Source organism: Gloeotrichia echinulata CP02 (assembly GCA_038087035.1).
Classification (GTDB): Bacteria; Cyanobacteriota; Cyanobacteriia; order Cyanobacteriales; family Nostocaceae; genus Gloeotrichia; species Gloeotrichia echinulata.
In genome coordinates this window covers 5,382,512-5,395,000 of the sequence record CP051187.1, presented here as the reverse complement: position 1 = coordinate 5,395,000, position 12,489 = coordinate 5,382,512, and the positions used below count along the sequence as shown (strand labels likewise).

Here is a 12,489-nt window from a genome sequence, read left to right as displayed (position 1 = left end):
ACTTAATGCTGGCAACTAAAAACGAGGGTTGCGCTCGTTGCGGGACTTAACCCAACATCTCACGACACGAGCTGACGACAGCCATGCACCACCTGTGTTCGCGCTCCCGAAGGCACTCTTCCCTTTCAAGAAGATTCGCGACATGTCAAGCCTTGGTAAGGTTCTTCGCGTTGCATCGAATTAAACCACATACTCCACCGCTTGTGCGGGCCCCCGTCAATTCCTTTGAGTTTCACACTTGCGTGCGTACTCCCCAGGCGGGATACTTAACGCGTTAGCTACGGCACGGCTCGGGTCGATACAAGCCACGCCTAGTATCCATCGTTTACGGCTAGGACTACTGGGGTATCTAATCCCATTCGCTCCCCTAGCTTTCGTCCCTCAGTGTCAGTTGCGGCCTAGCAGAGCGCTTTCGCCACCGGTGTTCTTCCTGATCTCTACGCATTTCACCGCTACACCAGGAATTCCCTCTGCCCCGAACGCACTCTAGCCATGTAGTTTCCACTGCTTTTATCTAGTTGAGCTAGACTCTTTAACAGCAGACTTACATAGCCACCTGCGGACGCTTTACGCCCAATCATTCCGGATAACGCTTGCATCCTCCGTATTACCGCGGCTGCTGGCACGGAGTTAGCCGATGCTTATTCCTCAGGTACCGTCATTTTTTTCTTCCCTGAGAAAAGAGGTTTACGACCCAAGAGCCTTCCTCCCTCACGCGGTATTGCTCCGTCAGGCTTTCGCCCATTGCGGAAAATTCCCCACTGCTGCCTCCCGTAGGAGTCTGGGCCGTGTCTCAGTCCCAGTGTGGCTGATCATCCTCTCAGACCAGCTACTGATCGTCGCCTTGGTAGGCTCTTACCCCACCAACTAGCTAATCAGACGCGAGCTCATCTTCAGGCAATTAATCTTTTACATCTCTGCTCATCCGGTATTAGCCACCGTTTCCAATGGTTGTCCCAGACCTGAAGGCAGATTCTCACGCGTTACTCACCCGTCCGCCACTATCTCCGAAGAGACCGTTCGACTTGCATGTGTTAAGCATACCGCCAGCGTTCATCCTGAGCCAGGATCAAACTCTCCGTTTTGGTTTGTTTGTTTAAGCTCTTTAGCTGCTCTTTTTTAACTTCAGCTTAGTTATTCTATTTACTGACGCAGGCCACTTGCTGTATAATGGCTTTCAAACTATAATATTTTCAAGGTTCGGTGTCCCTCCAGCGTCGCTTCGTTTCGCTTCGCTCTCAGGCACTTATTCAATATAGCGAACCTTCTTTTCTTTGTCAACTCTTTTTCCAAAAAAATTTTTCTGGGCTGTTTTTATTCTCTCAAAGCTGCTCACCGTCCTGAGTTTAGGCAACAATGGTTTATGCACTGTGGCGACTAAGGAAGGGACAAGCGTGAATTTTCAGTCGGTAATAGCTTTATTGCATCAGTTCTGGGGGGAACGTGGTTGTCTGATTGCCCAGCCCTACGACAATGATATTGATATTTATCTGATTGACCCTCCGAATTTTAGATTTTGGATACTTCTCTACGAGAGGCTACGCCAACGACTTCGCTCAGTACAAGTTTTGGATTTTAGATTTTTGGGGTACCTTGCAGACCCCATGTGTCTGTAAAAATCTCAAAGACGCTCCTACGTCGCTTTACGCTACGCTATGCCGTAGGCTTTACGCACCGCAAGCACGTCAATCTAAAATCCCCGAGCAAGGCACCCTTGTGGTCGGGGTCACATCACCCTCAATTTTATCGACTATGTGAGGAGGACAGGGGGGTAGGGGCGCAGGCCTTGCGCCCCAGAAGTTCATTCAACAACGCCAAAAACACGGATTTACCAAATCTTGTCGCAAGTGTCAAAAATTTGGCAAATAATAAATTAAGTCGAGTATCACAAAACTCACTTAATTTATTATTTCTTCAAGCAAAATATGACCCATCCTTTCCTTGAACGCCTACATGGTCTAGAACGCCCGGTTATCGTCTTCGACGGTGCGATGGGAACTAACTTGCAAACGCAAAACCTTACCGCTGATGACTTTGGCGGACCGCAGTATGAAGGTTGTAACGAATATTTAGTCCACACCAAACCCGAAGCTGTCGCTAAGGTTCACCGTGATTTTCTCGCTGCTGGTGCGGATGTCATTGAAACGGATACCTTTGGTGCTACGTCGATTGTCCTGGCAGAATATGATTTAGCAGACCAAGCATACTACTTGAGTAAGAAAGCAGCAGAATTAGCCAAGGGTGTCGCTGCTGAATTCTCGACGCCGGATAAACCCCGGTTTGTGGCTGGTTCCATTGGACCGACAACCAAACTCCCCACCTTGGGACATATCGACTTTGACACCCTGAAAACAGCTTTTGCTGAACAAGCAGAAGCGCTGTGGGATGGTGGGGTTGATATATTTTTGGTGGAAACATGCCAAGATGTGCTGCAAATTAAAGCAGCGCTGAATGGAATTGAGGAAGTGTTTGCCAAAAAAGGCGATCGCCGTCCGTTAATGGTTTCTGTGACAATGGAAAGCATGGGGACAATGTTGGTAGGTTCGGAAATCAGCGCGGTGCTGACAATTTTGGAGCCTTACCCCATTGATATTCTCGGTCTGAACTGTGCCACAGGCCCAGATTTGATGAAACCACATATTAAATATCTGTCGTCCCATTCGCCTTTCATCGTCTCCTGTATTCCCAATGCGGGTTTACCTGAGAATGTCGGCGGTCAAGCACACTACCGCCTGACCCCGCTGGAATTACGGATGTCGCTGATGCATTTTGTTGAAGATTTGGGTGTCCAAGTGATTGGGGGTTGCTGTGGGACACGTCCAGAACACATTCAACAATTGGCAGAAATCGCCAAAGACTTAAAGCCAAAGGTGCGACAACCGAATTTAGAACCAGCCGCAGCTTCAATTTACACGACGCAAAATTATACTCAAGACAATTCCTTCTTGATTGTCGGCGAACGTCTCAACGCCAGTGGTTCCAAAAAATGCCGCGAGTTGCTGAATGCGGAAGATTGGAATGGACTGGTGTCAATGGCGCGGGAACAAGTGAAGGAAGGCGCCCATATCCTCGATGTCAATGTCGATTATGTGGGACGTGATGGTGTCCGGGATATGCACGAATTAGTTTCGCGCATCGTCAATAATGTTACACTCCCCTTAATGCTCGACTCCACAGAATGGGAAAAAATGGAGGCGGGTTTAAAAGTTGCCGGTGGTAAGTGTTTGCTGAATTCCACCAACTATGAAGATGGGGAACCCCGTTTCTTGAAGGTGTTGGAATTAGCGAAAAAATACGGCGCTGGTGTCATCATTGGTACAATCGATGAAGATGGCATGGCGCGAACCGCCGAGAAAAAGTTTCAAATTGCCCAACGTGCCTATCGCCAAGCTGTAGAATACGGTATTGCGCCTACAGAAATATTTTTTGATACTCTGGCGTTACCAATTTCCACCGGGATTGAGGAAGACCGAGAAAACGCCAAAGCCACCATTGAATCTATCCGCAGAATTCGTCAGGAATTACCAGGCTGTCACGTTATGCTGGGTGTTTCCAATATTTCCTTCGGTTTAAACCCAGCGGCGCGAATCGTGCTAAATTCGATGTTTTTGCACGAGGCGATGAATGTGGGAATGGATGCAGCCATTGTTAGCGCTAGCAAGATTTTACCACTAGCCAAGATTGAGGAACGCCATCAACAAATCTGTCGCGACTTGATTTATGATCAACGGCGATTTGAGGGGAATGTCTGCGTTTATGACCCCTTGGGAGAACTGACCACCGTGTTTGCTGGGGTGAAAGCCAAACGCAACACCGGTATTGATGAAAATCTCCCCATCGAAGAACGCCTGAAGCGTCATATCATCGACGGTGAACGCATCGGTTTAGAAACGCAGTTGACTAAAGCTTTAGAACAATATCCGCCTTTGGAGATTATCAACACATTCCTGTTAGATGGGATGAAAGTTGTGGGTGAGTTGTTCGGTTCCGGTCAAATGCAGCTACCTTTCGTTTTACAATCAGCCGAAACCATGAAGGCAGCGGTTGCTTATTTAGAACCGTTCATGGAAAAATCAGAATCGGGTAATAATGCCAAGGGTACTTTTATTATTGCCACGGTGAAAGGTGATGTCCACGATATTGGGAAAAATTTGGTGGATATCATTTTATCTAATAATGGCTACAAGGTGATTAATCTGGGCATTAAGCAGCCGGTGGAAAATATCATTGAGGCGTACCTACAGCACAAAGCTGATTGTATTGCGATGAGTGGTTTGCTGGTGAAATCTACCGCTTTTATGAAGGAAAATTTGGAGGTATTTAACGAAAAGGGAATTACTGTCCCGGTGATTTTAGGTGGTGCGGCCTTGACTCCTAAATTTGTGCATCAGGATTGCCAAAATACTTACAAAGGTAAAGTTATTTATGGCAAAGATGCTTTCTCTGATTTGCATTTTATGGATAAATTAATGCCAGCTAAAGCTGCTGCAAATTGGGATGATTTTCAGGGATTTTTGGATGATTTGTCCACTGATGAATTAGCAAATACTAATCCCCAATCCCCAGTTCCCAGTCCCCAGTCCCCAGTTCTCAGTACCGAATCCCGAGTCGCCATAGATACGCGGCGTTCGGAAGCGGTGGCGTTAGATATTCCCCGTCCAACTCCGCATTTTTGGGGAACGCAGTTGTTGCAGTCTGCTGATATTCCTATTGAGGAGGTATTCTGGTATTTGGATTTGCAAGCTTTGATTGCTGGACAATGGCAATTCCGCAAGCCGAAGGAGCAATCTAAGGAAGAATATCAGGCTTTTTTGGATGAGACGGTGTATCCTATTTTGGAACTGTGGAAGCACCGAATTATTGAGGAGAATTTGTTGCATCCGCAGGTAATTTATGGGTATTTTCCTTGTCAGGCTGAGGGGAATATTTTGTATGTTTATGAGACCAACAGCACAGGCGCAGAAGTAAGAACAAGTTTTGAGTTTCCCAGACAGAAATCTTTGAGGCGGCTTTGTATTGCAGATTTTTTTGCAAGTAAGGAGTCGGGAATAATTGATGTGTTTCCGATGCAAGCGGTGACTGTGGGTGAGGTGGCGACGGAGTTTGCTCAGAAGTTGTTTGCGGATAATCAATACACTGATTATCTGTATTTTCATGGTATGGCGGTGCAGGTGGCTGAGGCTTTGGCTGAATGGACTCACGCGAGAATTCGCCGGGAGTTGGGCCTTGGGGCTGAGGAACCGGATAATATTCGCGATATTTTAGCACAGCGTTATCGTGGTTCGCGGTATAGTTTTGGCTATCCGGCTTGTCCGAATATTCAAGACCAGTATAAGCAACTGGAGTTGTTGGGGACTGATAGAATTAAGCTGTATATGGATGAAAGTGAGCAGCTTTATCCTGAACAGTCTACGACGGCGATTATTACTTATCACCCAGTAGCGAAGTACTTTAGCGCGTAATACCCCACCCCCTAACCCCCTCCCCGCTGTTTCGTGGAGGGGGGATTAAATAAACCGCAAATAAACATAAATCGCTCCAGGCTTATGACTCTAAAAACTCAGACCGAAAAAGACTTTTCTACTGCAAGCACTAATATGAATATTAATCAAGAAGCAGAGAACGAAAAAGTTTTATGTTCTCATTGTCAGCGGACAGCTACGAACGGTATTAAATGTAAAGGAATTTGTGTGGCTGACAATGACTATTAAGGTATGAATTTTCAACATTTGTATCAAAATTTGCCTAGGCCATATGAAACGATAAACGATACATAAATCGCTGTATTAGGGTCATTGAAACATGAATATTTTGAACAGATTAATTGTGGTGTAGCCGTTATCCTCATAGCATCAATGGAATTCTCAAACTGTTGCACATTCTTTGGAAACCTATGACACCTCAAGAATTTTTAGAAAATTTGGCTTTAGCCGAAACAGACCCCGAAAAACTAGTTGTTTTTGCGCGATACTTAGATACAACTGCGCTGGACAATGCAACATCCCGAAAATGGAGAAGCATTTCTTACAGTGCCGAAATTCAGCTAGCGCTCAATAATCTTGCCTTTCATCTAGAGGCACTTGCTGAGGCAGGAAAGTGAGGTAAAATTCTTTATAAGCGAGCAAATAACGTAGACGCTTCCTCCCTATAAGCGTCCACAAAAAACTATAACAACTATAATTCTAGGGGCGCAAGGCCTTGCGCCCCTACCGGCGTACCTCATTTACCTGAAATATGCTGTATTTATTTAGTCGGGGTTAATTCTTCGATTAGTAAAGGGTATTTTTTAATCGGTGGTAACTCAATTTTGCATTGTATGAGCATTTTTTCATAACGGTTAGTGAGGAAACTATTGATTTTCCTATCTAATTTTTTCAACAATCTTTTTAAAGGTTTATTTTCATGACCAAAGCTAACTTGACGTACAAAAGGTTTAATAATAGTCGCTACTCTTCTGACACCTAATTTTTTGTACTTAGTTTGAAAATAACCATCTTCAGATAAATCCCATTTGCTGCGGATACGTTGTAGACTGGCTAAAGTCCAAGCATCACTCCAACGCAGCATATAAAAGTGTAAATCACTCCATTCTAGGGGAGGACCCGGTACATAAGTTACTAAACTATCAGGTTCAAAATAAACCTTACCACCTACTTGTCTTACAGTCATACAAAAATCAATGTGTTCTTTGGTGTTGAGAATTTCTTCATCTAAATAGCCAATTTGCTCAAATATTTCCGTGCGAACTAAAGTGCAGTGAAATTCTGCTAGTTCAGTTTCAGTGCGTTGGAGTTGAGGAAGTAATTCTGATGCTTGATGACCTTGTTTGTACATTTTTTCGCGTAGATGTCGCCTACCTTTAATATCGATCACAATATGGCTTTCTCCACCAGCAAAATGAACTCTTTGATGTATGGGTTGCTTTTCGCACATTAAAGGTCCGACAACGGTTGCTTTTGTTGTTTCTGCACAATTAACTAAGGCTTCTAACCAACCGGGAGAAACTATCACATCATTATCAATGAATACTAAATATTTAGTATCAACATGACTCAAACCAATATTACGTGCATGATTGGGTGAGAGATAGTAATCTGTACGAATTAATTTAAAGTTATTTGCTTGCGCTTTTGTTTGGAGATAATGATAGACTTGATGTGGTGAATTACCATCAACGTAAATTAATTTAAAGGGAATTTTTGTATGTTCATAAATACTTTCTAGTGATTCTTGGGTGCAGCTAAAACGTTCACGGGGGACAACTATAAGGGTGACAATTGGTTGTGACATTTTTGGTAGATCCATTTTGATGTTTATTCAGGTTTAGACGCGATTCAATAATTTATCTAGATGCGATGAATGGGGTCTCAAAAAGATATTGTGTGGGTAAATTATGATCTAGTAGTTGCTGATAGATTTCTAATAACTCATCATTGAGCTTATTCATGTCATATTTATCTTCAACACGCGCACGCCCAGCTTTACCCATTTTTTCCCATAGTTCGGGATGTGTAATGAGATAAGTTAATTTAGTAGCGATCGCCTCTGCGTCTCGTTCTGGTACTAGAAACCCTGACACCCCATCTTCGACTAATTCAGGAATTCCGCCATGTCTGGTACTAATCACAGGTAAACCCATCGCCATCGCTTCTTTTAATGTGTTGACTGGCGCATCCTGATTTCCATCTTTACCAGTAACACTGGGTGCGACGAAAATATGGCATTTATCCAGAATTTCGACAATTTCTTTTTGTTGTTTCCAGCCTAATAATTTAACAATGTGATGTAGATTTAATTCGTCAATCAGGTTTTGAAAATATACTTTTAATTCTCCATCACCAATAATATTGTACTCAAGATGAGGATGATATTGAGCTACTTGAGCAATAGCTTTAATGACATATTCAATTCCCTTTTTTTCTACTAATCTTCCAGTAGTTGCAATGCGAATAATCCCATCATGGGGAAAATAACGTTCTTTAAAGCCAAATTTAGTGCAATCAATTCCTGAACCGTGGACATGAATTTTATTCACATCACAACCCAAAGCAACTGCTTGATTTTTGAAAAATTCACAGTTAGCCAAAAAATAGTCTGTTTCTTGGAATAATTCCTGATAAACCTTTTCACCCCATTTAGGGAGAAATTTACTAATATCTGAACCTCGGAAAGTAGCAATTAATTTACCTTCAATTAAACCAAGTTGACGAAACCACACAGCAAACACGCCTAATGTGCTGAATTGACAGTGAATGATGTCGTAAGATTTTTTTTCTAAAAATGGTAACGCTCTATAGAGCATTTTTAATGATTTGGCTTGGCTAACATAGCGGGAAGTATTCAGTAATTGCAGACAAACAGCAGGATTTTTGTAAAATTTAAGCAGGAGTAAACTTAAACCTTTAATCCATCGCCATAATTGATTATTTGGTCGAGTCGGAGCATAAATTGTCCGTTCCATTAGCTGATATTTTGCGACTAATGGATGTACTTTAGATATATCTGAAGGAAGACCATCAAGGGAATAGATATCAACATCGTGTCCGCGTTCGATAGTCCCGACAATTTGATTTAAAATAAAAGGCTCAGATAGCACAGGAAAATGTGCTACAAAAAATGCAACTTTCATAAGTTTATGTTAGATGTAAGTTAATTCTTGTATCAAAGCTGGCTGTGGTAATTCTGGTTGTAGTAGTTGCTGATAGATTACTACTAACTCATCATTGAGCTTGTTCATATCGTATTTATCTTCAACACGCGCACGCCCAGCTTTACCCATTTTTTCCCATAGTTCGGGATGTGTAATGAGATAAGTTAATTTAGTAGCGATCGCCTCTGTATCTCGTTCTGGTACTAGAAACCCTGACACTCCATCTTCGACTAATTCAGGAATTCCGCCATGTCTGGTACTAATTACAGGTAAACCCATCGCCATTGCTTCTTTTAATGTGTTGACTGGCGCATCTTGATTACCATCTTTACCAGTAACACTAGGCGCGACGAAAATATGGCATTTATCCAGAATTTCAACAATTTCCTTTTGCTGTTTCCATCCCAATAATTTGACAATATGACCTATATTTAATTCGGTGATTAATTGCTCTAACTGTTCCTTTAACTCCCCATCACCGATAATTTGGTATTCAATATTAGGGTAAATTTCAACTATTTTAGCAACTGCACGAATAGCATATTCAATGCCTTTTTTTTCAACCAAGCGTCCCGTTGTAGCAATTTGTATTTTCCCATCTATAGGGAAATAACGCGGTTTAAAGGTAAATTTCTGACAATCTAAACCAGAACCGTGAACAACGATTTTATTAGGATCGCAGCCTAAATCAATGGCGCGATCGCCAAAAAATTTGCAGTTCGCCAAGAAAAATTCTCCTTTCTCAAAGAGTTGTTCGTAAACATTAATCCCGTTCTCATGGACATATTTACTAATATCAATACCGCGAAAAGTTGTAACTAATTTACCAGAAATTATCCCTGCTTGTCGATAAGCCAATGCAATAGGAGATAATGTCCCAAATTGACAGTGAATAATATCGTATGCACCATCTTTAAGTAAAGGTACAATCCGATAAAATGTTTTTAAAGTCGTTACTTCGTTGTCATACTTTCCAGACTGAAAGAACTGCAAACTTTTTAAAGAACCTTTGTGAAGATTCTTAATAAGTAATCCTATCCCTTGAAAAAAACACCAAATCACATTATCAGGAACGATAGGCGGAAAATAAGTACATTCCATCAGCTTATATTCCTCGACAATTGGATGCATTTTACCTGTATAATTCTTGGGCAACCCATTCACAGGATGAATGTGAACCTCATGTCCACGGTCAATTAAACCTGTAATTTGATTGAGAATAAACGCCTCAGACAAAACCGGAAATCGCCAAACAATAAACGCTATTTTCATAGTTAAATCTCTGTGTATTTCTACAAATATGTATGTTGATAAATGCTTCCTTATGCCTCAATCAAAAAATTGATATGATGGTTTAAATTCATCACCTCTAATTGTCCAGAAGCTAAAGAACCATCAGGAAATTTGAGGATACTAATTCCACAATTTGACTGACAAAAACAATGATAAAACTCAGGACTTATCCCCAAAGCAGTGCTAATCAAAGCCCGATTTGTACCCCCATGAGCAATCACCAGCAAAGTTTTACCCATATTAGGCGGTAATACTTCCCACCAAAATTTTTCCGCCCTTTCAAATAAATTCAAAGCAGGATAAAACCGTGTTTTATTATCTATCAGCATCCAAAATTCATGGGGACGTTGTTTCCAAAGTTGATATGCTTCTGGGAAAGTTTCCCGCACATATTGAAATGCTAAACCTTCCCAATTTGGCAAATCATTTTCCCGCAATTTATCAGTAATCACAACTGCCTCCGGTACAATAGAGATTACCTCTAAAATTTCCTTAGCAGTTTCCTGCGCTCGTTGCAATGAACTGATATAAACAGCATCAAATGCGATTCCTTTGAGAAAGTTTCCTGTAATTCGTGCGTCCCTGCGCCCAACTTCCGTTAATACCGACGCATCGCTACTACCTTGATACAATCCCAAAGCATTAAATGTACTCTCTCCGTGGCGCAGGAGAATCACGCGAGTTCCAGGAGATTTTTCAAGCTTCAACTGCATAGATATCTCCCTCTGTATCAACAATACTTTGCATCCGGTATAAGGTGGCGTAACAACCACTTAAACGCATTAGTTCTGTGTGCGTACCTTGTTCTAAGATGCTTCTCTCATCAACGTAGAGAATTATATCTGCGTTCTCTACCGCTTTCAGGTTGTGGGAAATAATAAACGTTGTGCGTCCTTGAGTTAACTTACTCAGTGCAGTATTGACAAGATGTTCAGTTTTTTTATCTAAACCTGTGGTGGGTTCATCCAGAATCACTATCGGTGCTTGACGTATTGCAGCACGAGCGATGGCGATTCTTTGTCTTTGTCCCCCTGATAGTGTACCACCGCGATCGCCCAAAATTGTATCGTAACCTTGGGGCAAATTCATGATAAATTCATGTGCATTCGCCAATCTTGCGGCTTTTTCTACTTCCTTATCGGAACATCCTAATTTACCGTAAGCGATGTTTTCTTTAACGCTGACAGCAAATAAAACACTATCTTGCAAAACTACGCTGATTTGCTGTCTGAGAGAATTTAAAGTATATTCGCGGATATCTTGACCATCGATTAAAATCCGCCCACCTTCTGGGTCATACAGTCGTAATATTAAACTCAGGAGTGTTGATTTACCGCTACCAGAAGCCCCTACTAAGGCAATTTGCTGTCCTGGTTGGACGCTAAAGCTAATATCTTTTAAAATATCTTTCCCTGTGTTGTAGCCAAAGCAAACATTCTCAAAACGTACCGCACCAAAAAAAGGATGTGCTGGTTTCGCCCTAGGTAAATCCTGTACATTCGGTTCATAGTCGAGAATTTCTACCACCCGTTCCCCGGAAGCTGTAGCTTTCGCAATTTGTCCGATTTGATTAGAAAGTTTTCGCATCGGTTCAAAAGCGTTTTTCAAATAAGTCATAAAAACTAACAATTCCCCAGGAGTGAGTTCCTTGTTTAGCACCACATGAGAACCCCGCCACAATACCACAGCAATAATCACCGCCATTAAAATTTGTACAGCCCTTTCCAATGCGGCTGATAGTCTTAAAGACTCGATAGCTTCATCTAAACTCTTCTGATTTTGTTTGGCAAAAACATCATGCAACATTTTCTGAAGAGATAGGACTTGTACTACTTTAATTGCACCGATAGTTTCACCAGTAGTTACTGCTAAAACACCTTCCGAATCACGATGTTTTTTAGCAAATTTGCGAATGCGGCTAATCATGTTACTGGTTAACAAGATTAATAAGGGAAATATGGTCATTACTACTAATGCTAATTCCCAATTTAGCCACAACATAATAGCTAACATTCCCACAAGAGAGAATGTATTAGCAAATAAAGGCAAAGCAGTTTTCACTGTCACAGTCCGCATCTTTTCAATATCGGCGGTGACACGGGCGATTAAATCTCCACTTTTAGAGTTTTGGTGAAAGGATAAGGAAAGATGTTGTAAATGATTAAAAATGTCACTGCGTACTTCTGACAAAACCCGCACCACAGCCAAGGACATTCCATAAGTGCTAAGATATGCAGCAATGCTACCAATTCCAGCAATGATCACAATGGCTACAGTCGAAACAGTTAATAATAAAACTGGACTTAATCCCTGAATCTGAGTAATATTAGCAGCCTGATTATGAGCAGGGATGAGGATGTAATCAAAAACATATTTTAAAGGCCAAGGTTCAAGCAAGCGTAGACCAGTTTCAAATAGTAGTGCGAGAAAAGAACCTGCTATTAAAAGTTTTTGTTGTCGAATATAAGGTGCAAATTTCGCTAATATTCGCAATATACTTGGGATGACTCCTACTAATTCCTTTTCTTTGGCACGCTGACCCATTA

Annotated in this window: 8 protein-coding genes and 1 rRNA gene (1 of these 9 running past the window's edge); 3 read left to right on the top strand and 6 right to left on the bottom strand. The window is 41.8% G+C overall.

Annotation, left to right across the window (positions count from 1 at the left end):
- A 16S ribosomal RNA gene (locus HEQ19_23845) occupies positions 1–1,085 on the bottom strand; it reaches 402 nt to the left of the window's first position.
- An 840-nt stretch (positions 1,086–1,925) separates the two neighbouring features.
- On the opposite strand from HEQ19_23845, the gene metH reads away from it, so the two are divergent.
- The 3 genes from metH to HEQ19_23825 all read left to right on the top strand — a co-directional run bounded on the left by metH (position 1,926) and on the right by HEQ19_23825 (position 6,100).
- A complete protein-coding gene (metH, locus tag HEQ19_23835) occupies positions 1,926–5,462 on the top strand; it encodes a methionine synthase (GenBank protein ID WYM02073.1) in 3,537 nt (1,178 codons plus the stop codon).
- A gap of 84 nt (positions 5,463–5,546) precedes the next feature.
- A complete protein-coding gene (locus tag HEQ19_23830) occupies positions 5,547–5,711 on the top strand; it encodes a hypothetical protein (protein WYM02072.1) in 165 nt (54 codons plus the stop codon).
- Between the two features lie 182 nt (positions 5,712–5,893).
- Complete coding sequence (locus HEQ19_23825; protein WYM02071.1) at positions 5,894–6,100, top strand: hypothetical protein; 207 nt, start codon at positions 5,894–5,896, stop codon at positions 6,098–6,100.
- A 143-nt stretch (positions 6,101–6,243) separates the two neighbouring features.
- On the opposite strand, the gene HEQ19_23820 is transcribed toward HEQ19_23825, so the two are convergent.
- From HEQ19_23820 to HEQ19_23800, 5 genes are read right to left on the bottom strand one after another with little or no spacing between them, the layout of a single operon-like run.
- Positions 6,244–7,290 (bottom strand): glycosyltransferase, encoded by a 1,047-nt coding sequence (locus HEQ19_23820; protein WYM02070.1) that lies wholly within the window; start codon positions 7,288–7,290, stop codon positions 6,244–6,246.
- A gap of 52 nt (positions 7,291–7,342) precedes the next feature.
- Complete coding sequence (locus tag HEQ19_23815; protein ID WYM02069.1) at positions 7,343–8,629, bottom strand: glycosyltransferase; 1,287 nt, start codon at positions 8,627–8,629, stop codon at positions 7,343–7,345.
- A gap of 9 nt (positions 8,630–8,638) precedes the next feature.
- Positions 8,639–9,922 carry a colanic acid biosynthesis glycosyltransferase WcaL gene (locus HEQ19_23810; protein ID WYM02068.1) on the bottom strand — a complete coding sequence of 428 codons (1,284 nt, stop codon included), beginning with the start codon at positions 9,920–9,922 and terminating at the stop codon, positions 8,639–8,641.
- A gap of 50 nt (positions 9,923–9,972) precedes the next feature.
- A complete protein-coding gene (locus HEQ19_23805; protein ID WYM02067.1) occupies positions 9,973–10,656 on the bottom strand; it encodes a histidine phosphatase family protein in 684 nt (227 codons plus the stop codon).
- Positions 10,640–12,487, bottom strand: a complete 1,848-nt coding sequence (locus HEQ19_23800; GenBank protein ID WYM02066.1) for an ABC transporter ATP-binding protein — start codon at positions 12,485–12,487, stop codon at positions 10,640–10,642. The genes HEQ19_23805 and HEQ19_23800 overlap by 17 nt, the downstream gene beginning before the upstream one ends.
- Positions 12,488–12,489 lie beyond the last annotated feature (2 nt).